Origin of the sequence: Bradyrhizobium lablabi (assembly GCF_001440475.1) — a bacterium.
GTDB lineage: Bacteria > Pseudomonadota > Alphaproteobacteria > Rhizobiales > Xanthobacteraceae > Bradyrhizobium > Bradyrhizobium lablabi.
Genome location: NZ_LLYB01000071.1, coordinates 73,712 through 92,726, shown reverse-complemented (window position 1 = coordinate 92,726; position 19,015 = coordinate 73,712). Strand labels below are relative to the sequence as shown.

Here is a 19,015-nt window from a genome sequence, read left to right as displayed (position 1 = left end):
GGGCACGATGGGAATGGTCGTGCCGTTCTACGAGCCTTGGCGCATCGTCGAAGAACTGATGATGCTTGATCACCTGACGAATGGACGGCTTGAGATCGGCTTTGCCGCCGGGGTGCCGCAAGAACTCGCGCGGATCGGCCTCGGAATGCAGGAATCCCGCGAGCGATTCAACGAGGCTTTGGAAATCCTCGATGCCGCTCTCGTGAACCCCGTCATCAACCACGGCGGAAAGCATTGGAAACTCGAAAATCTGACCCTGATGCCGAACGTCTTCCGGCAGCCTTCTCCGCCGAAATGGACCACGGTCGTGAGTACCGGGTCCGCGCAGAAATCTGCTCAGCGGCGATCCAAGATCTGCACCGGTTTCGAGTCCGTCGCCCGCATATCGGAAATCTTCGACGTGTACCGTGAGGAGGCTGCCCAACTGGGATTTGCGGCAGGGCCCGATCAGCTCGCAATCCGGCGCAACATCTCCATTTCACGGGATGCAGCCGAGGCACGCGAGGAATCGCAGGCTGCGAAGGCGGCGACACTGAAAGTTGTCGCTGGCGATCCGCGCGTCGTGGATCGCGCGTCCTCATTGCTTGATGCACCGAGGGCGGGGGCCGGATTTTCACTGCATGACGACGACTACATCGCCGGCACGCCGGCGCAGGTCGCCGAGCAAGTCATCGATCAATGCCGCAAATGCGGCGCGGGTCATTTTCTCGCGATGCTGGGCAGGAGCATTTCGGCGCGTCGCCGCGAAGCACTCACTCTCTTTGGCGAGGAGGTCCTCCCCCAATTGCGACGCGCGCAGATCGACTAATGAGCCCAACCGGATCGCGTGAGCATCAGCTGGAGCAATGGATGATTCAGGACATGCCTCTCATTCTCGGGATTGGAGGAACGCCGCGGCGCGGGTCGTCCTCCGAACGCGCGCTCGCGATCAGTCTCAAGGCCGCCGAGGATAAGGGCGCAAGGACAATTCTTCTCTCCGGCGCAGAGCTGCTATTGCCGATGTATATCCCCGGGCAGCCGCCGTCCGGGCAAGCTTCGCGTCTGCTGGCCGCGTTTCGTGAATGCCAAGGGATCATCATCTCGTCACCCGCTTACCACGGGTCGATATCCGGACTGATCAAGAACGCCTTCGACTACACGGAAGAACTCAGGACGGACGCGCGCCCTTACCTGGACGGAATTCCAGTCGGCTGCATCGCTTGCGCCGGCGGGTGGCAGGCAGTCGGGCAGACACTGGCCGCTCTCCGGACGATTGCTCACTCGCTCAGGGGTTGGCCAACGCCATTTGGTGCGGTGTTGAACACTTCCATGGCCTTGTTCGACGTCGAGGGCAATTGCACCGACGTGGCAACCAAGCGTCAGCTCGAGACGGTCGGGCATCAGGTGATCGATTTCGTGCGCATGCAATCCCGCGGCAGGCCGCGAGCACACTCCATCCCGATCGATGCAACGGTCGCGCCATAGTCCCGGCAAGTCCTGAAGCCTCAGGTGTTCGGCGTCCTCCGAGAGTAGCCATGGTCAGAAAGGGAGTTTGACGTGACTTTCAAAACGATAAGGCTCGACATCGATGCCGTCGACACGGTCATAAAAGTCATCGGAAAAGGCCCAACCGTCCTGGCGCTGCACGGAGCGGCAACAATCGAGGGACAGGAATGGGCGCGGGGATTAGCCGACAGGTTTCGCGTCTATCTGCCGTTCCACCCCGGCTTCGGTGAAAGCGGACCCGCGCCACATATCTGCGGAATGCAGGATTTGATCGTCCATAATCTGCGGCTCATCGCATCGTTGGGTTTGGATCGGCCGCACCTCGTGGGTCATTCCATGGGCGGGTGGATGGCGGCTGAAATCGCGGCGGTCGCCGGCGAACGTTTTGCCCGTCTGGTACTGAACGCACCTGCTGGGCTCAACCACCCCGATCATCCCAGCACCGACCTCCGCCAAGTCGCTCCACAAGATATGCCTCACTACCTAGCTCATCGTACCGAGATTGCAGCCCAATATTTTCCCGGAGGCTCGCTCGCCCCTCCGCCCGAGCAATTCATTGCTGCAAGGGAAAAGGAGGGCAACGCGTTGAAGAACATTCAGAAGGCACACGGCATGGGGCACCCAAATCTCGGCCGGTGGCTAAGCCGGATACCCAACGAGACCCTCATCGTGTGGGGCGACAGAGACAGGGTAGCACTTGCCGGTCAGGCAGAGCTCTGGGCGGGAGCGATTCCGAAAGCGCGCACGCTTATTGTGTCCGGCGTCGGGCACTTCGCCATGCAGGAAGATCCCGTCTGCGTCACGGCGATCGGCGACTTCCTTGCGGCGTGAAAGCGGGCATTCGATCCGCTCTCCTTCAGATAACGAGCGTGGATCGGATCGGGATCCACTGACATTCCTTCAAAAAATATAACCCGGGGAGACAAACATGAGAGCCATTGTGGTCGCGATCGCCTTCACCGCGGGCCTGATATCCACGTCGCTTGCACAGACCTGGCCCACCCAATCCATTCGCCTCATTGTCAACTTTCCCGCAGGAGGAGCGGCAGATCAGCTTGCGCGCCTGATAGGTCAGCCTCTCAGTGAAGTTTTCGGTCAGCCAGTCGTGATAGAAAACAAGGGAGGCGCTGGCGGAAATCTGGGCGGGGAATTCGTGGCGAGGTCCGCGCCGGATGGCTACACGTTGCTGATGTCTTCAGGCGGGATGGTGGCGATCAATCCCCATCTCTATGCCAAGATGTCCTTCGACCCGACGAAGGATATCATCCCCGTCGCTTCCGTTGCGCGCGTCCCGTTCTATCTCGTCATCCGGGCCACCAATCCGGCGCGTGATTTCAAGGAGTTCATTGCCGACCTGAAAGCCAACCCGGGAAAACGGAATTTTGGATCGCCCGGTGTCGGCAGCTCTCCCCATCTTGCGGCAGAAATGCTGAAAAACATGACCGGAACCAATGCGGTGCATGTGCCCTATCGTGGCGCGGCGCCGGCACTCAATGACCTCCTTGGGGGGCAACTCGACTTCCTGTTCGACCCGGGCATTGCCATCGAGCACGTGAAAGCCGGCACGCTGCGCGCCCTTGCGATCGGAAGCCCGCAACGATCGCCCCAACTTCCTGATGTACCCACGCTCGACGAACTCGGCCTGAGCGGCTTTGACGCGGACGCCCTATTCGGCATCTACGCGCCGGCTGGAACCTCTCCCGAGATCGTCGCGCGCTTGAACAAGGAAATCAATCGATCGCTTGCAAATGCCGCGATCAACGAGCGCATCGCGACGCTTGGAAATATCGCCGCGCCGATGTCTCCGGAAGCGTTCAAGGAAAAGTCCCGGAAAGACTCCGAGCGGTTCGGCGCAATCATCCGTGAACGGGGCATTAGCGCCAACTGACCGGGAAGGACCCTGGCCCGCGCCGCATCACATGCCTTGACGTGGCTTGGTGCTCATTCGTCCTCAGACTCGAACGTTGCCGAGCGTCTCTCCCTTGGCAGCGTCCATCCAAATGCCTGCCTCCGAACTGGCACGGATCTGGCTCACCAGGAAATCGGAAAACACCCTGATCTTCGCCGGCAACCTGATCCTGTTCTGGTAGGCGATGTTCATCGTAAGCAGCGGCAGCTCCCAATCCATCAATATCGGCTTGAGCTTGCCGGCCTGGATGTCGCCCTGCACGATGTAGAGCGGCTGGATGAGGATGCCGAGACCTGCAACTGCGGCAGTACGGATCACCTGGCCGTCATTGCTGTCGAGGGTCGGCGTGATGCGAACGGTCTGCGCCGCGCTGCCTTTGCGAAGCCGCAGTGAATAGGGGTCATTGGCGAGGTTGTAGATCAGCATGTTGTGATGCGCGAGGTCCGCCGGCTGCCTCGGACGCCCGTGACTTGCGAGATAGGATGGCGCGGCGGCGAGCACGCGCCGCATCTGGCCTATGCGGCGCACGATGATGTTGGAGTCCGGTTCGTGCTCGCGCGTGCGGATCGCGACGTCGATGCCCGCCTCGATGAAGTCCGGATATCGGTTGGCCGTGACAATCTGCACGTTGAGCTTTGGATAGAGCGCGCGGAAAGCCGGCAGCATCGGCGCCAGATAGATCATCGCGAAAGAGAGCGAACTCGTCACGCGGAGCATGCCCGTTGGCGATAGTGCGCGATCGCTCACGGCGTCCTCGGCTTCGGCGAACTCGCTCAACAGCGTGCCGCAGCGTTGCAACAACTCCTGCCCCGCTTCCGTCAGCCACAGCCGACGGGTGTTGCGCTCGATCAGCCGGACCGCGAGCCGCTCTTCCAGTGCGCTGAGATGCCGGCTCGCCGCTGCATTCGACATCCGCAAGCTCTCGGCGGCCTTGGAGAGGCTGCCAAATTCGGCCGTCTTGGAGAAAACCTCAAGCTGCAGGAGTCGGTCCATTTTTTCACTTATCGGAAAAGAGACTTACGAATTTTGACGTTTAATTCCGATTTCTGCAAGGCAGAATAGGGCTGCGACGAGGACGGGAAACCAGGAAAATGTCGAGCCCGATCAGGCACATCGTGATGTGGCGGCTGCGCGGGGAGACCGCCGACGAGCGCGTCGCGGCGCGGCTGAAAGTCAAGACCCTGTTCGAGGGCCTGAAAGGCCGGATCGACGGCCTGACCCGGATCGAAGTCGGCCTCGACGTCAGCGACGTCGACTATGCCTGCGACGTCGTCCTGATCTCCGAATTCACCGACAGCGCCTCGCTAAAGGCCTATGCCACCCATCCGGAGCATCTGCGGGTGCGCGAGGAACTCGGCGATCTGCGGATCGGGCGCTTTCAGGTCGACTACAACATCGAAGAGGCCGGCGCATGATCGGTTCATTCACCTTCGAGAATCTGCCCTGCCGGGTCGTGTTCGGCAGCGGGACGCTCAACGCGGCCAAAGCCGAGATCGAGCGTCTCGGCGGCAAGCGCGCACTCGTGCTGACCACGCCGCAGCAGGAGGCGCAAGGCGCGAAGCTCGGAGCCGCGTTGGGGCCGCTCTATGCCGGTATCTTCGCTGGCGCCACCATGCATACGCCGGTCGAGGTGACCGAGCAGGCGCTTGCGGCGATGAAGGCGTGCGAGGCCGATTGCGTGGTGTCGCTCGGCGGCGGATCGACGACGGGCCTCGGCAAGGCGCTTGCCTTGCGGACCGGCGTCAACCAGCTCTGCATCCCCACCACCTATGCCGGCTCCGAGATGACGCCCATTCTCGGCGAGACCAGGGACGGCCTGAAAACCACGGTGCGCGACAATGCCGTGTTGCCGGAGACCGTGATCTACGACGTCGACCTGACGCTGTCGCTGCCGGCGGGACTTGCCGCCACCTCCGGCATCAACGCGATCGCGCATGCCGTGGAAGCGCTCTATGCGCGCGACAATAATCCGGTGATCTCGCTGATGGCGGAGGAAGGCATTCGCGCGCTTGCGAACGCCCTGCGCGTCATTGCCGCGAATTCCGACGATCGCGGCGCCCGCACCGAGGCGCTCTATGGCGCCTGGCTTTGCGGCGTCTGCCTCGGCACCGTCGGCATGGCGCTGCACCACAAGCTGTGCCACACGCTCGGCGGCACTTTCGGCCTGCCGCATGCGGAGACGCACACCATCGTCCTGCCGCATGCGCTGGCCTACAACGCGCCTGCAGTGCCTGAGGCGATGACGCGAATTGCGCGCGCGATTGGCGCAGCCGATGCGGCGCAAGGCCTCTACGATCTCGCCAGGCAGCTCAATGCAAAGCTGGCGCTGCGCGATGTCGGCATGCCCGAGAGCGGGATCGACAAGGCGGCGGATCTTGCCGTGACCAACGCCTACTGGAATCCGCGTCCCCTCGAACGCAACGCCATTCGCGATCTGATCGCACGCGCCTGGTCGGGTGAAGCGCCGCTCGCGACGAAAGCGGCCGCCTGAACAACATTCGATGCGTCCTGTCCTGCCTCGGCAAGCCGGGCTTTTTGATCCAAGGAGCCTTCATGCGTAACTTCAACGAGAATACGATCACCCATGCAGTGCTTGAGCGGATCAGCGGCGCCAGCGATCCGCGCATCCGGCAGGTCAGCGAAGCACTGGTGCGGCATCTCCATGCCTTCGTGCGCGAGGTGCGACCTACCCAGAAGGAATGGGAATTCGGCATCGATTTTCTCACGCGCACCGGGCACATGTGCGATGACAAGCGCCAGGAATTCATCCTGCTGTCGGATACGCTCGGCGTATCCATGCTGGTCGACGCGATCAACCATCCGGTGCCCGAAGGCGCCACTGAAACCACGGTGCTCGGTCCCTTCTTCGTCCAGGCCGCGCCGGCGAAGCAGAATGGAGACGATATCTCCGGCAGCATGGAGGGTGAACCGATGCTCGTGACCGGCTCGGTCTCGAGCGTCGATGGCCGCCCGCTCGCTGGCGCCACTGTCGATGTGTGGCACTCCGATGACGACGGCTATTACGACGTGCAGCAGCTCGACAAGATCGGCGATCTCGCCATGAGAGCCCGCTTCCACACCGACGCAAACGGTCGATTCCACTTTTGGTCGATCAAGCCCGCGCCCTATCCGATCCCGCATGACGGCCCGGTCGGCGAGATGCTGGAGGTGCAGGGGCGCCATCCCTGGCGGCCGGCTCACGTGCATTTCATGATTTCCGCGCCGGGCTTCGAGCAACTGGTGACGCACGTATTCGTCGCCGGCGACAAGTATCTCGACTCGGACGTCGTTTTCGGCGTCAAGGACAGCCTGATCCGCGAGTTCGCTCACCGAACACCCGGCACTGCGCCGGACGGCCGTGCGATGGACACCGACTATTTCCACCTGAATTACGATTTCGGGCTCAAACTGGCTGCGAGCGACGCCCGGGCAGCCTGATCTCGCTTTCGCGTTTCCCCAGCAGCATCACCGGAGCGATCAACGATGCTCAACGCGCTTCGAAAGATGGCTTGGCCGCCTTCACCGAGGCGACGATGAAGTGATGGACCTCCTGAACGCGCCGCGTTTCGTGGGTGTCGGGATGTGAAGTGAGCCAGTAATTTCGAACGAAGCGTATGTCGGGAAGCAGGCGCTTCAGTTCGGGATAACGCCGAGCGGCGTAGTCATGAAGGATGCCAACGCCGTGGCCGCCCCGGACGGCCTCCATCTGCGCAACGACGCTTCCGCACTCGTAGCGACGCGACATCAGGCGGCCGAGCACCGAGGCGTAATCCAGGGCTCGGCTGTAGACGAAATCCTCGACGTGCGTAACGAACAGACGGCCGGCAAGGTCGGCCTGATTCCTGATGGGCCCTTCGCGCGTCAGGTACGTTTCCGACGCGTAGACGCTGAGCGTATAGTCGGTCAGTTTGGAAAGGATCAGCTTCCCCTGCTTGGGCCGATCCAGCGTGATTGCGATATCGGCCTCCCGCCTCGACAATGAGAAGGTGCGCGGAAGCGGCACGAGCTGGATGACGAGCCCCGGATGTTTCGCCGCCAGCACGCCCAGGCAATCGGCCAGGAAATAGTTGCCAAGCCCATCAGGCGCCCCGACGCGCACCGTCCCTGTAATTGCCTCGGCAGTCCCTCCGATGCTGGAGCCGACTTTAAGAAATTCGCTCTCTGCACGCTCGGCGGCCGCGACCAACGCCTCCCCCGCCGGGGTCAGCGTGCAGCCCGACGTGTGCCGTTCGAGCAATTTGGCATTCAGGCTGCGCTCCAACGCCGTGAGCTGGCGGGCAACCGTGGCATGGTTCAGGCGCAGGCTCTTCGAGGCCTTCAGAATCTGTCCTGCGCGCGCGACCTCAAGGAATATCCGGACCCGTTCCCAATCCACGACTATACTTTCTGCACAACGGAGCCGCGTATTCGGCCGTTGATGCGCATTTTTATGCGCTGCATATCGGGCTCGATCAAGCGTCGTTTGGAGGAGATGAGCCCATGCCCACGACCATTCTGAACTTCATCAATGGCGAGTTGGTGCCGAGCCGGAGCACCCGCACGTCACCCGTGTACAACCCCGCCACCGGCGAGCAGTCGGGAACGCTCGGACTGGCTTCGACGCAGGACGTCCAGTCGGCGGTGGCCGCGGCCCGAAAGGCCTTCCCGGCCTGGGCGAATACCCCACCGCTACGCCGCGCGCGCATCCTCAACCGTTTCCTGAGAATCATCGAGGATCGGATCGATGAACTTGCCGAAGTGATCACCGCCGAGCATGGCAAGGTGCTCTCCGATGCCAAGGGCGAAATCCAGCGCGGCATGGAGGTCGTGGAGTTCGCGACCGGCGCGCCGCAACTTCTCAAGGGAGAGATCACCGAGAACGTCGGCACCCGCGTCGACAGCCACTCGTTGCGTCAGCCGCTCGGCGTCGTCGCCGGAATCACGCCATTCAACTTTCCGGCGATGGTTCCGATGTGGATGTTTCCGGTTGCGCTTGCCTGCGGCAATACTTTCATCCTCAAGCCGTCGGAGCGCGATCCGTCAGCCTCGCTGGTGCTCGCGCAGTGGCTGCAAGAGGCCGGGCTGCCGGACGGCGTGTTCAACGTCGTGCACGGCGACAAGGAAGCGGTCGATGCCATCCTGACCGATCCGGACATCGTCGCCGTCAGCTTCGTCGGCTCGACCCCGATCGCGCGCTACATCTATGAGACCGCCACTCGCCACGGCAAGCGTTGCCAGGCGCTTGGCGGCGCCAAGAACCATATGATCGTCATGCCGGACGCCGACATGGACCAGGCGGTCGATGCGCTCATGGGTGCGGCCTATGGGTCTGCCGGCGAACGTTGCATGGCGATTTCGGTCGCCGTGCCGATCGGCGACACCACGGCCGAACGGCTGATCGAAAAGCTGGCGCCAAAGGTCCGCGCCCTGAACATCGGTCCCGGCACCGATCCAGACGCGGAGATGGGCCCGCTGGTGACGAAGCAGCATCTCGACAAGGTCCGTGGCTACATCGATTCCGGCGTAGACGAAGGCGCGAAGCTCGTCGTCGACGGACGCGACTTCCGGCGTCAGGGTTACGAGAAGGGCTACTTCATCGGTGGAAGCTTGTTTGACGGTGTCACGACCGACATGAAGATCTATCGCGAAGAGATCTTCGGTCCCGTGCTGGCGGTGGCCCGCGCCAAGTCCTACGACGAAGCGGCCGACATGATCAACGAGCACGAGTTCGGCAATGGCACCGCCATTTTCACCAGAGATGGTGACGCAGCTCGAGAGTTCGCTCATCAAATTCAGGTCGGAATGGTCGGCATCAACGTTCCGATCCCGGTTCCGATGGCGTTCCACTCTTTCGGCGGATGGAAGGCGTCTCTCTTCGGCGATCACCACATGCATGGCCCCGAAGGCGTGCGCTTCTATACGAAGCTGAAGACGATCACGACCCGGTGGCCGACCGGCATTCGCGCCGGCGCCGAGTTCGTGATGCCGACGATGAGCTGATCTGTCTCCAACGGAGGGCCGTGGGCGTCCACGGCCCTTCGCACTTTATCGATCCCTGCGCCGGTTGATCGCTTTACCTCGCCGCCCCCACGGGCCGCAAACTGTAAAGATGCGGAGCCCGGTGGCTGGCAGCTGATACAGATGGCTATAAGGATGAGCCATCAGCCGGAGGACATTGCATTTCGCTGCATTCCGGCGTCGCAATACGCGACCGGCACGTCTTCACCGTCGATGGCGGATTTCTCGCAGGCTGAGGGCTACATTTCCGGCCGATAGAAGAAAGCCCCATTCCAAGGCGGCCGCGGAAAACGTGTTTCCACGTCGCTGCCAAAAAAGGCACATCCCTACCCTTGCTTCCGCGCCGCGATTGGCGAAATTAGCCTCAGCGAAACGGAAGCTATCATGAGCCGATCCGCATTCGATCCCTTTGGAGAGCCAGTCCCGGCGGTCGATCCTTCGACCGAGCCGGTACGCGCATCCAAATGGCTAAAATCGGCCGGCATTGGCTTGTTCTGGGGGCTTGTCGGCGTCATCGTGCTGGCGCGGGCGGTCTTTTTCGAGCCAAGCGACCTCACCTTCGAGCGCGCCGTTGCGTGGGCGCAGAGCTTGCTCGCCTCGCTCTGACATCCTGCCGGCAAGCGCCGTTCCCGTCGGGCTGTGCGGTGGTCGTACGTCGATGATCCGCCTGAACGCGACCGCTGCAGGATTGCCTTGAACCGCCCAGGCCTCATCTGACGGTCGATTGTCGCCGTCGGGACGATGACGACATCAATGCCTGCAAATGCAGGTTGTAGGATATAACCTCTCTGAATGGGCACAATCCGAAAATGTACTAGCGAGCCTGTGCGGCCCGGCGCATAAATTATTCTCCAAGGAGGATAAGTGTCGCCGCCCGCAAACAGTTCTGACGACGGAAAGCCACGCCCCGGTCTGCTCGGCCGCGGCCTCGCCCTCATTCCAGGATTCGTGCTCTGCGGCGCCATCACCGCCGTCTCGCTTGGCGCGCAACGCCTCGAAGAGCATATCTTCGTTCATCCTTACGTCGAAGCGCTGGTCATCGCGATCCTGCTCGGGATGGCTATTCGCACCGTCTGGCAGCCATCCGAACGCTGGCGTTCCGGTATTGCCTTCAGTGCCAAGCAACTGCTCGAGGTCGCCGTCATGCTGCTCGGCGCGTCGCTCAGCTTTAGTGCGATCGCCGCCTCCGGCTACCTCCTGATCGGCGCGATCGTCGCCACGGTCGTGGTGATGCTCGCGGTGAGCTTTGGCCTCAGCCGCATGCTCGGGCTGCCGACAAAACTGTCGATCCTGATTGCCTGCGGCAATTCGATCTGCGGCAATTCGGCAATCGCCGCCGTGGCACCTGTGATCGGCGCCGATGGCGATGATGTCGCCTCCTCGATCTCGTTCACCGCGATCCTTGGCGTGCTGATGGTGCTGGGCCTGCCGCTCCTGATTCCCTTGCTCGGTCTGTCGGCGACGCAATACGGCATTCTGGCGGGCCTCACCGTCTATGCCGTTCCGCAGGTTCTGGCGGCGACTGTGCCCGCCGGCATCGTCAGCACGCAAATCGGCACGCTGGTCAAGCTTGTCCGCGTGCTGATGCTGGGGCCGATCGTGGTCGTCCTCTCGCTGGTCGCGGCCCGCCGCCGCAAGCGCCACGCCGATCAGACGAAAGTCGCCGCCATCAGCGCGTTCAAGCTGGTTCCGTGGTTCATCACCGGCTTTTTGGCGCTGGCGACCCTGCGCTCGTTCCACTTCGTGCCGGACCTGGTGATCGCGCCGGTGACAAAGACCGCGGCCATTCTGACCGTGCTCTCGATGGCCGCACTCGGCCTTGGCGTCGACGTGCGGGTGCTCTCGACTGTCGGCGGAAGGGTCACCGCTGCCGTCACGCTGTCGCTGCTTCTCCTGCTGGGCTTGAGCATCGGGCTCGTGTACCTCTTCCGGTGACCGGAAGTCACACTTTGTTCGCGAGAGAGCGTCGTCCGTCAGATTGCGATCTATCCGGCCAGAAGATGAGGGAACGCCGAGCCAACATCTGATTGCCGCGGAGGATCGGCCCCGGCGCGCCCGCATGTGAAGGCGGCGCAAACCGACGCAAACGACAATGCCCGGCCGAGCTCTTTCGAATTCATTTGCACCAGTGTTCCGCGCTTGATCCGCCCAATGGCACGCAAAGCGAACAACAGAGCGGCCTGAAAGCTGTCGCCTGCCCCGATTGTATCCACCACATCAGTTGCCGGCGCCGCGACCTCAACCAGACCCGCCTCGCCGTGCCATGCCTGAGCTCCCCTGATACCACGCGTGACAACGACCAGGCTTGCACCGGCGGCAATGAGCGATCTCGCCCTTTCCCCGTAATCACGGCCGCCATAGAGAAATTCAAAGTCGACATCGGACATCCGCACGATGTCGGCGGCGGCGGCAAATGCGTCCATCTGGTCGACATAGCGCGCCTTGTGCCGGACCAAATTGGGTCGGCAGTTCGGATCGAAGGAAACGGTTGTTGCGCCGCGCGCGTCCCCAATCATCGCAAGCGCCTGAGCGGCCCCCTCGTCGTGGGTGAGCGTGGTCGACCCGATATGGATTGCTTCGATCTCGTCAAAGGGAATGGACCCCCGCCGATAGGTCCAGCGTCGGGACGCCGTCGCCTCGTCATAGAAGGCATATTGTGGCTCGCCGCCCACGTGACGGACGAATGCAAGCGTCGTCTGATGTTCGCTGCGCGTCGCATAGCGAAGGTCGACCTGCGAGCCAAGCGCGTGGTCGGCTATGATGCGCCCGAACAGGTCGGTCGAAATACCACCCACAAACCCGGCTGGCGCACCCAGGCGCGCCATGCCGACGGCGATGTTGAGACAGGATCCCCCGGCCACCGGCACGGCCGCGTCGCGCCCATCAGCGGATTTGACCGGTAGGAAATCAACCAGGGCATCTCCGCAGCTCAGCAGCATGATCCTATTTCTTCGTGTCAATTCCGACGATCGATTCGATGCCCTTCATCGCATCGCGGCTTTCAGAGTCGAGCTTTCGCATCAGCCCATGAACCTTCCGCTTGGTACGATGGAAGGCCGCCATTCCGGGCGCCGTGGGTTCGCTCAGACGGCCGATCGCCGACATCGAAGCCATGGCTTCACCGATCGATCCGCGAGACTTCGCCGCAACGGCGCCGAGCATGGCGGCGCCGAGCAGGACCGGCTCCTGCGTTTCGGGGACGACAACGGTCAGGCCCGTCGTATCCGCCATGATCTGGCGGACCAGCGGACTGCGCCCCGCGCCGCCGCTGATCACCATCATATCGCTTTCGACGCCGTGCAATCGAAACGCGTCCACGACATCCGCAAGACCATAGGCAAGCCCGCAAAGCCCAGCCACGAACAGCCGCTCCAACGAGCCGATATCGGTGTCCAGATCCATTCCTGCAACGACCGCACGTGCGTCAGGATCGGCAAACGGCGATCGATTGCCGAGAAACTCGGGCAGAACGTGGATGTCTCTGGCAAGGGACGCCGCTTCGCCGGGACCTGCCACACGTGAGACAATGCGCCGCTCGAGAAATTCCAGGACTTCAATACCGGCAGCGTGGGCCGCTGCGGCGGTCTCGTGATAGGCAGGATGAGATCTGATGAGATGATCAATGGCCGCGCCAGCGGCGGACTGTCCGCCCTCGTTGAGCCAGAACCCGGGAACCATTGCCGAATAATAGGGACCCCAGACGCCGGGGACGAAGCATGGCTCGCGCGTTGTCGCCATGATGCAGGCCGACGTCCCCATAATATAGGCAAGACGGCGGCACACATCGACCGGCTCACCCGACCTGCCGCGCCCGCCGATCGTGCCCACGCCGCCGGCGTGCGCATCGATAAGTGACGCGCCGACCGGCGTTCCCTCGAGCAGGCCGAAATCATGCGCCGCAGAGTTGGTCAGGCCCGCGCCCAGCGCCGTTCCCGGTGCGACGATCTCGTTGCCAATTCTCGCATATGTGTCCGCGGCAAGGTCGCCAAGACCGACGCGCTCGAAATAGCTGCCGCTCCAGCGCTGTTCGTGGGCGAGATAATTCCATTTGCAGGCCAGCGTACACATCGAGCGCGCCGTCGACCCGGTCGCCCGAAACGACAGGTAGTCGGCAAGGTCGAAGAAATGACCGGCCGACCGATAGGTCGATGGCAGGTGCCGTTTCAGCCAAAGCAGTTTTGGAATTTCCATTTCCGGCGAGATCGAACCGCCGACATAGCGGAGCACATCGTCCCGCGTCTCGTTGACCCGGCGGGTTTCGGCAATCGCGCGATGGTCCATCCAGACGATGACATTTCGCCTGATGTCGCCGGATGTGCTGACCGTCAGCGGATTGCCGGCGGCGTCCACCACCACAAGTGAACAGGTCGCGTCGAAACCAATACCCTTGACCGCCGAAGCAGGAAGCGCAGCCTCCATCATTGCCGCGCGGACCGAGGCCACGCAGGCCGCCCAGATATCAGACGACGACTGCTCAACGACACCGCCCGTCTCGTGCCACACCGTGATCGGATGCCGCGCGGTCGCCAGCAGGCCTCCATTCTCGTCAAATATCCCGGCGCGCGCGCTCGATGTTCCGACATCGATGCCGACGAAGGCATGCCTCATTACAACCCCGCTTCAGATCAGCGCCAGCTCACCAGCACGTATAGCCGCCATCAACGAGGACGACGCTCCCGGTCATCAGGCTGGCGGCGTCCGACGCCAGGAACAGAACGACGGAGGCAATTTCGTCGACCTCCCCCATCCGCGCCATCGGCGTACCGCCGATCCAGGCATCGTACATCTTCGGGTTGCTTTTGACGAATGCATTGAGAGGCGTGGTGACATAAGTCGGCGCCACGGCGTTGACCCGAACGCCTCGCCCGCCCCATTCGGCCGCGAGCGATTTGGTAAGATGGTGCACTGCGGCCTTGGAGGCGTTGTAGTAGCACTGCTCCTGCGGTTTGTTGACGATGAAGCCGGACATCGAGCCGATGTTCACGATGGAACCCGACTTTGCGTCCAGCATATGCTTGCCGAAGGCGCGACAGCACCAGAACGTGCCGTTGAGATTGACGTCGATGACGTTGTTCCAGTGCTCGTCGGTCACGCTCTCGGCCGGTGTTTCGCTGCGCGCGATTCCGGCATTATTGACGAGGATATCGACCCGGCCATAACGCGACGCCAGTTGATCTGCAATCTCGGAAACCCGCCTGGAGTCCGTTACATCCATCGTGACGATTTCGGCATCCAGGCCCTTGGCCTTGAGGCTTGCATGACCGGTCTGGGCGACGTTCGGGTCGCGGTCCGCGATCACGACCTTTGCTCCCGCCTCGGCGAGCGCTTCGGCGCAGGCAAGTCCGATTCCCTGGCCGGCGCCTGTCACCAGCGCCGTTTTGCCATCCAGCCTGAATTTTTCCAGATACATTTATTGTTTTCCCTGTTTGCTTGCCCCGCAGTCGGCGCCGCCGCTCAGGCCCGGACCGCCGCCCCCTCCTTGTCGAAGCGATGCAGCCGGGCTGGCTCGGGCGAAAGCCACACGCGATCGCCGGCTTTCAGGCTGAATTCGCCGACACCGCGCGCCGTGAGCATCCCGAGCGTGCCTGCATCGACGTAGAGAAACGTGTCGCGGCCGAGATGCTCGGCCACTGACACGGTGCCCGGCCAGCCCTCGCCCTCCTTGCCAATCTTCAGATGCTCAGGCCTGATGCCGAGCGTCGCGACGCCGGGCTCGCCGGCCGCCTCGCCGGGCACAAAATTCATCTTCGGCGAACCGATGAAGCCGGCCACGAACAGGTTTGCAGGCCGCTCGTACAATTCCAGTGGCGAACCATATTGTTCGATCCGGCCGGCATTGAGCACGACGATCTTGTCCGCCATGGTCATGGCCTCGACCTGGTCATGCGTGACATAGATTGCGGTGGTGCCGAGCTGCTTCTGCAGTTTTGTCACTTCGAGGCGCATCTGAACGCGGAGCGCGGCGTCGAGGTTGGACAACGGCTCGTCGAACAGGAACGCCTTGGGTTCGCGCACGATTGCGCGTCCGATTGCGACGCGCTGGCGCTGTCCGCCGGAAAGTTCACGCGGCTTTCGATCGAGATAAGGCGTCAGGTTCAGCGTGGCGGCCGCGGCCTCCACCTTGCGGTCGATCTCCGGACGCGGCAGGCCCGCCATCTTCAGGCCGAAGGCGATGTTGCCGCGGACGCTCATATGCGGATAGAGCGCGTAGGACTGGAACACCATCGACAGGCCGCGCTTGGCCGGCGGCACATCGACCACGTTCTTGCCGTCGATCAGGATCTGTCCGCCCGTGACATCCTCAAGTCCGGCGATCAGGCGCAACAGCGTGGTCTTGCCGCAACCGGACGGCCCGACGAAAACCACGAAGGAGCCGTTCTCGATATCCAGATTGGCATCCTTGATGATGTTGACGGGCCCGAACGACTTGCGGACTCCCTGCAACGTGATCTGGCCCATGATTCCTGATCCCCTGCTATTTGACGGCGCCGAACGTCAGCCCGCGAACGAGTTGCCGCTGCGTGAACCACCCGAGAATGATGATCGGGGCAATGGCGAGCGTCGAGGCGGCGGACAGTTTGGCCCAGAACAGGCCCTCCGGACTCGAATAGGAAGCGATGAACACCGTGAGCGGCGCTGCGTCCGATGTCGAAAGGTTCAGTGTCCAGAACGCCTCGTTCCACGCCAGGATGAAATTGAGCAGCAGCGTCGAGGCCAGGCCGGGAACGGCCATCGGCGTCAGCACGTAGACGAGCTCGCGCCCGATGGTCGCGCCATCCATCCGCGCCGCCTCCAGAATGTCCTTCGGAATCTCCTTGAAATAGGTGAAGAGCATCCAGATCACGATCGGCAGATTGCCGAGACAAAGGATCATGACCAGTCCGGCGCGCCTGTCGAGCAGACCGAAGTCCCGGAAGATCAGGTAAATCGGAACCAGCACGCCGACCGACGGCATCATCTTGGTCGAGAGCATCCAGAGCAGAATGTCCTTGGTACGTTGGGTTGGCGCGAACGCCATCGACCAGGCCGCCGGAATGGCAATGATCATCGCAATCAGCGTTGACCCGCCGGCAATGAGAAGCGAGTTGACCGCATGATGAAGGTAGTCGCTGCGCTCCTGCACCGTCACGTAGTTCTCGGTGGTCCAGTGAAACAACAGGAATTTTGGCGGCATCGAGAACGCCTCGAGCTCGGTCTTGAAGCTCGTCAGCACCATCCACAGGATGGGCAGGAAAATCAGAAATCCGAACAACCACGCGGCAGCCGTGGACACCCATATGCGCCTCGCCGTCACCCTGCGCGCCATCGCCTACGCCTCCAGATTCCGCCCGACGATCCGCACCAGGAAGAAGGCCACGATATTGGCAATCACGACCGCGACCAGTCCGCCGGCGGAGGCGTTGCCGACGTCGTACTGGATCAGCGCCTGCGAGTAGATCAGGAAGGCGATATTGGTGGTCTGCAGGCCCGGTCCGCCTCCGGTCGTGACGAAGATCTCTGCGAACACGGTCAGCAGGAATATGGTCTCGATCAGGATCACGACGGTGATCGGCCGCGCGAGGTGCGGCAGGGTGAGATAGATGAAGGTGGAAAGCGCGCTCGCCCCGTCCATCTCGGCCGCTTCCTTCTGCTCCTCGTCCTGGGACTGCAACGCGGTGAGCAGGATGAGGGTTGCGAACGGCAGCCATTGCCAGGCCACGATCAGGATCACCGCGAGCAGGGGCGCATCATTGAACCAGTCGATCGGCGTTGCGCCGACCAGCGTCGCGATCCAGGCGAACAGCCCGGACACCGGGTGCATCAGGAGGTTCTTCCAGACCAGCGCACTGACGGTCGGCATCACGAAGAACGGCGCGATCACCATCAGCCGGACGATGCTGCGCCCGACCACCTGCTGATCGAGCAGCAGAGCCAGCGGCGTTCCGAGCAGAATCGTGATCGCAAGTACCGATCCGACCAGCACCAGCGTGTTCCGCAAGGCGGTCAGAAAAGCGGGATCGGTGAGAAAGTATCGAAAGTTCTCCAGCCCGACGAACCTCCAGGCTTCAGCATCGAGCAAACTGTAATGAAGCGTGGAAAAATAGATCGTCATGACGAGCGGGACGATCATCCAGATGAACAGCAATGCGACGGCCGGCGTCAGCAGGGCCCTACCGAGGACCTGGGTTTGCTGCGTTGCCATCACTGCCTCCGGCTATCTCTCGAAAGGAGATGTCGGCTGCCGGCCATGACCGGGCCGGCAGCCAACAGTGGCGTTACACGCTATTTGATATAGCCGGCGCGTTTCATTTCACGTTCGGTGGCTGACTGTGCGGCTGCGAGGGCGGCGTCCACGGTCGAGGAACCAGACAGTGCCGCCGAGAATTGCTGGCCGACGGCCGTGCCGATGCCCTGGAATTCCGGAATGGCCGCATATTGCACGCCGACGTAAGGCACCGGCTGCACGGTCGGCTTGTTCGGATCGGCAGCGTCGATCGATGCAAGCGTAAGCTTGGCGAACGGCGCGACCTTCAGATATTCCGGATTCTGGTAGAGCGAGGTCCGGGTGCCGGGCGGCACGTTGGCCCATCCCTCCTTGGAGGCAACGAGCTTGGTGTAGTCCTTGCTGGTCGCCCAGGCGATGAACTTCTCCGCCGCGACGGTCTTCTTCGAGCCCGCGGGAATCGCAAGATTCCACGCCCACAGCCAGTTGGCGTTCTTACCCAGCCCTGCGTTCGGAGCGAGCGCAAAGCCGACCTTGTCGGCAACCCTGGAATCCTTCGGGTTGGTGACGAAGGACGCCGCCACCGTGGCGTCGATCCACATCGCGCATTTGCCGGAATTGAACAGCGCGAGGTTTTCATTGAAGCCGTTCGAACTGGCGCCGGGAGGGCCGGCGGCCTTCATCAGATCGACATAGGTCGAGAGTGTCTTCTTCCACTCCGGCTTGTCAAATTGCGGCTCCCATTTCTCGTCGAACCAGCGCGCACCGAACGAATTGGACATTGCGGTCAGGAACGCCATGTTCTCGCCCCAGCCCGCCTTGCCCCGCAGACAGATGCCGTAGACGCCGGCGGATTTGTCGGTGAGCTTCTTCGCCGCGTCGATCACGAAGTCCCAGGTCGGCTTCTCCGGCATCGTCAAGCCGGCCTTCTCGAACAGGTCGGTGCGATACATGACCATCGAGCTTTCACCGTAGAACGGCGCGGCATACAGCTTGCCCGACGCCGATACGGCATCGCGGATCTTTGGAAGCAGATCTGCCGTGTCATAGTCAGCGCCGAGATTGTCGAGCGGAACGAGCCAGTTCTTCTTGGCCCAGATCGGAACCTCATAGGTGCCGATGGTGAGCACGTCGAACTGTCCGCCCTTGGTCGCGATATCAGTGGTGACGCGCTGCCGCAGGACGTTCTCTTCGAGCGTCACCCATTTCACAGATATGTCGGGGTTCTTGGCGGTGAATTCGTTGGTCAGCGCCTGCATCCGGATCATATCGCCATTGTTCACGGTGGCGATGGTCAGGGTTGTCTGCGCGATGGAAGGGGCTGTGCCCAACAGCGTAGCCGCGCCCAGGAGGACGCCAAGGACGTGCTTCACGGTAACCTCCCTTATTGGCATTGAGCCTTATTGGCATTGAGCATATGC

Annotated in this window: 19 protein-coding genes; 10 read left to right on the top strand and 9 right to left on the bottom strand. The window is 62.2% G+C overall.

Annotation, left to right across the window (positions count from 1 at the left end; genetic code table 11):
- Positions 1–13: 13 nt before the first annotated feature.
- From CQ14_RS17940 to CQ14_RS17925, 4 genes are all read left to right on the top strand, one after another.
- Positions 14–808, top strand: coding sequence for an LLM class flavin-dependent oxidoreductase (locus CQ14_RS17940; protein ID WP_057859176.1), 795 nt, complete (start codon positions 14–16; stop codon positions 806–808).
- A gap of 41 nt (positions 809–849) precedes the next feature.
- Positions 850–1,464 (top strand): NADPH-dependent FMN reductase, encoded by a 615-nt coding sequence (locus CQ14_RS17935; RefSeq protein WP_057859398.1) that lies wholly within the window; start codon positions 850–852, stop codon positions 1,462–1,464.
- 72 nt (positions 1,465–1,536) lie between these two features.
- Positions 1,537–2,316, top strand: coding sequence for an alpha/beta fold hydrolase (locus CQ14_RS17930; protein ID WP_057859175.1), 780 nt, complete (start codon positions 1,537–1,539; stop codon positions 2,314–2,316).
- A gap of 97 nt (positions 2,317–2,413) precedes the next feature.
- The gene (locus CQ14_RS17925; protein ID WP_057859174.1) at positions 2,414–3,373 is read left to right on the top strand and encodes a Bug family tripartite tricarboxylate transporter substrate binding protein; all 960 of its coding nucleotides are present in this window, start codon (positions 2,414–2,416) and stop codon (positions 3,371–3,373) included.
- 63 nt (positions 3,374–3,436) lie between these two features.
- Here the strand turns inward: CQ14_RS17925 and CQ14_RS17920 are convergent, their stop codons facing one another.
- Positions 3,437–4,387: a LysR family transcriptional regulator gene (locus CQ14_RS17920; protein ID WP_057859173.1), complete on the bottom strand. Its 951-nt coding sequence runs from the start codon at positions 4,385–4,387 to the stop codon at positions 3,437–3,439.
- A gap of 98 nt (positions 4,388–4,485) precedes the next feature.
- On the opposite strand from CQ14_RS17920, the gene CQ14_RS17915 reads away from it, so the two are divergent.
- The 3 genes from CQ14_RS17915 to CQ14_RS17905 all read left to right on the top strand — a co-directional run bounded on the left by CQ14_RS17915 (position 4,486) and on the right by CQ14_RS17905 (position 6,832).
- Positions 4,486–4,809 carry a Dabb family protein gene (locus CQ14_RS17915; RefSeq protein WP_057859172.1) on the top strand — a complete coding sequence of 108 codons (324 nt, stop codon included), beginning with the start codon at positions 4,486–4,488 and terminating at the stop codon, positions 4,807–4,809.
- Positions 4,806–5,885: a maleylacetate reductase gene (locus CQ14_RS17910; RefSeq protein WP_057859171.1), complete on the top strand. Its 1,080-nt coding sequence runs from the start codon at positions 4,806–4,808 to the stop codon at positions 5,883–5,885. The genes CQ14_RS17915 and CQ14_RS17910 overlap by 4 nt, the downstream gene beginning before the upstream one ends.
- 62 nt (positions 5,886–5,947) lie before the next feature.
- A complete protein-coding gene (locus CQ14_RS17905) occupies positions 5,948–6,832 on the top strand; it encodes an intradiol ring-cleavage dioxygenase (protein ID WP_057859170.1) in 885 nt (294 codons plus the stop codon).
- Positions 6,833–6,881: 49 nt separating this feature from the next.
- Here the strand turns inward: CQ14_RS17905 and CQ14_RS17900 are convergent, their stop codons facing one another.
- Positions 6,882–7,769, bottom strand: a complete 888-nt coding sequence (locus tag CQ14_RS17900; RefSeq protein WP_057859169.1) for a LysR family transcriptional regulator — start codon at positions 7,767–7,769, stop codon at positions 6,882–6,884.
- A 104-nt stretch (positions 7,770–7,873) separates the two neighbouring features.
- Between CQ14_RS17900 and CQ14_RS17895 the strand changes: the two genes are divergently transcribed.
- From CQ14_RS17895 to CQ14_RS17885, 3 genes are all read left to right on the top strand, one after another.
- Positions 7,874–9,373 (top strand): CoA-acylating methylmalonate-semialdehyde dehydrogenase, encoded by a 1,500-nt coding sequence (locus CQ14_RS17895; protein WP_057859168.1) that lies wholly within the window; start codon positions 7,874–7,876, stop codon positions 9,371–9,373.
- 402 nt (positions 9,374–9,775) lie between these two features.
- Positions 9,776–9,997: a hypothetical protein gene (locus CQ14_RS17890; RefSeq protein ID WP_057859167.1), complete on the top strand. Its 222-nt coding sequence runs from the start codon at positions 9,776–9,778 to the stop codon at positions 9,995–9,997.
- Between the two features lie 258 nt (positions 9,998–10,255).
- Positions 10,256–11,326, top strand: coding sequence for a YeiH family protein (locus CQ14_RS17885; protein ID WP_057859166.1), 1,071 nt, complete (start codon positions 10,256–10,258; stop codon positions 11,324–11,326).
- Positions 11,327–11,376: 50 nt separating this feature from the next.
- On the opposite strand, the gene CQ14_RS17880 is transcribed toward CQ14_RS17885, so the two are convergent.
- The 7 genes from CQ14_RS17880 to CQ14_RS17850 all read right to left on the bottom strand — a co-directional run bounded on the left by CQ14_RS17880 (position 11,377) and on the right by CQ14_RS17850 (position 18,967).
- The gene (locus CQ14_RS17880; protein WP_057859165.1) at positions 11,377–12,330 is read right to left on the bottom strand and encodes a carbohydrate kinase family protein; all 954 of its coding nucleotides are present in this window, start codon (positions 12,328–12,330) and stop codon (positions 11,377–11,379) included.
- Between the two features lie 4 nt (positions 12,331–12,334).
- Entirely contained in the window at positions 12,335–13,999 is a 1,665-nt protein-coding gene (locus CQ14_RS17875; protein WP_057859164.1) for an FGGY-family carbohydrate kinase, read from the bottom strand.
- 28 nt (positions 14,000–14,027) lie between these two features.
- Positions 14,028–14,801: an SDR family NAD(P)-dependent oxidoreductase gene (locus CQ14_RS17870; protein WP_057859163.1), complete on the bottom strand. Its 774-nt coding sequence runs from the start codon at positions 14,799–14,801 to the stop codon at positions 14,028–14,030.
- Between the two features lie 44 nt (positions 14,802–14,845).
- On the bottom strand, positions 14,846–15,850 hold the full coding sequence (locus tag CQ14_RS17865) for an ABC transporter ATP-binding protein (protein WP_057859162.1): 1,005 nt from the start codon (positions 15,848–15,850) through the stop codon (positions 14,846–14,848).
- Positions 15,851–15,866: 16 nt separating this feature from the next.
- Positions 15,867–16,697 (bottom strand): carbohydrate ABC transporter permease, encoded by an 831-nt coding sequence (locus CQ14_RS17860; RefSeq protein WP_057859161.1) that lies wholly within the window; start codon positions 16,695–16,697, stop codon positions 15,867–15,869.
- A gap of 3 nt (positions 16,698–16,700) precedes the next feature.
- Positions 16,701–17,573 carry a carbohydrate ABC transporter permease gene (locus CQ14_RS17855; RefSeq protein WP_057859160.1) on the bottom strand — a complete coding sequence of 291 codons (873 nt, stop codon included), beginning with the start codon at positions 17,571–17,573 and terminating at the stop codon, positions 16,701–16,703.
- Between the two features lie 80 nt (positions 17,574–17,653).
- On the bottom strand, positions 17,654–18,967 hold the full coding sequence (locus CQ14_RS17850) for an ABC transporter substrate-binding protein (RefSeq protein ID WP_057859159.1): 1,314 nt from the start codon (positions 18,965–18,967) through the stop codon (positions 17,654–17,656).
- Between the last annotated feature and the right edge of the window lie 48 nt (positions 18,968–19,015).

Excerpts from the sequence above, each read along its gene's own strand:
- CQ14_RS17870 (WP_057859163.1), bottom strand. The coding sequence starts at position 14,801 with ATGTATCTGGAAAAATTCAGGCTGGATGGCAAAACGGCGCTGGTGACA.
- CQ14_RS17910 (WP_057859171.1), top strand. The coding sequence starts at position 4,806 with ATGATCGGTTCATTCACCTTCGAGAATCTGCCCTGCCGGGTCGTGTTC.
- CQ14_RS17915 (WP_057859172.1), top strand. The coding sequence starts at position 4,486 with ATGTCGAGCCCGATCAGGCACATCGTGATGTGGCGGCTGCGCGGGGAG.
- CQ14_RS17865 (WP_057859162.1), bottom strand. The coding sequence starts at position 15,850 with ATGGGCCAGATCACGTTGCAGGGAGTCCGCAAGTCGTTCGGGCCCGTC.
- CQ14_RS17920 (WP_057859173.1), bottom strand. The coding sequence starts at position 4,387 with ATGGACCGACTCCTGCAGCTTGAGGTTTTCTCCAAGACGGCCGAATTT.
- CQ14_RS17875 (WP_057859164.1), bottom strand. The coding sequence starts at position 13,999 with ATGAGGCATGCCTTCGTCGGCATCGATGTCGGAACATCGAGCGCGCGC.
- CQ14_RS17880 (WP_057859165.1), bottom strand. The coding sequence starts at position 12,330 with ATGCTGCTGAGCTGCGGAGATGCCCTGGTTGATTTCCTACCGGTCAAA.
- CQ14_RS17925 (WP_057859174.1), top strand. The coding sequence starts at position 2,414 with ATGAGAGCCATTGTGGTCGCGATCGCCTTCACCGCGGGCCTGATATCC.
- CQ14_RS17905 (WP_057859170.1), top strand. The coding sequence starts at position 5,948 with ATGCGTAACTTCAACGAGAATACGATCACCCATGCAGTGCTTGAGCGG.
- CQ14_RS17895 (WP_057859168.1), top strand. The coding sequence starts at position 7,874 with ATGCCCACGACCATTCTGAACTTCATCAATGGCGAGTTGGTGCCGAGC.
- CQ14_RS17855 (WP_057859160.1), bottom strand. The coding sequence starts at position 17,573 with ATGGCAACGCAGCAAACCCAGGTCCTCGGTAGGGCCCTGCTGACGCCG.
- CQ14_RS17890 (WP_057859167.1), top strand. The coding sequence starts at position 9,776 with ATGAGCCGATCCGCATTCGATCCCTTTGGAGAGCCAGTCCCGGCGGTC.
- CQ14_RS17860 (WP_057859161.1), bottom strand. The coding sequence starts at position 16,697 with ATGGCGCGCAGGGTGACGGCGAGGCGCATATGGGTGTCCACGGCTGCC.
- CQ14_RS17935 (WP_057859398.1), top strand. The coding sequence starts at position 850 with ATGATTCAGGACATGCCTCTCATTCTCGGGATTGGAGGAACGCCGCGG.
- CQ14_RS17940 (WP_057859176.1), top strand. The coding sequence starts at position 14 with ATGGTCGTGCCGTTCTACGAGCCTTGGCGCATCGTCGAAGAACTGATG.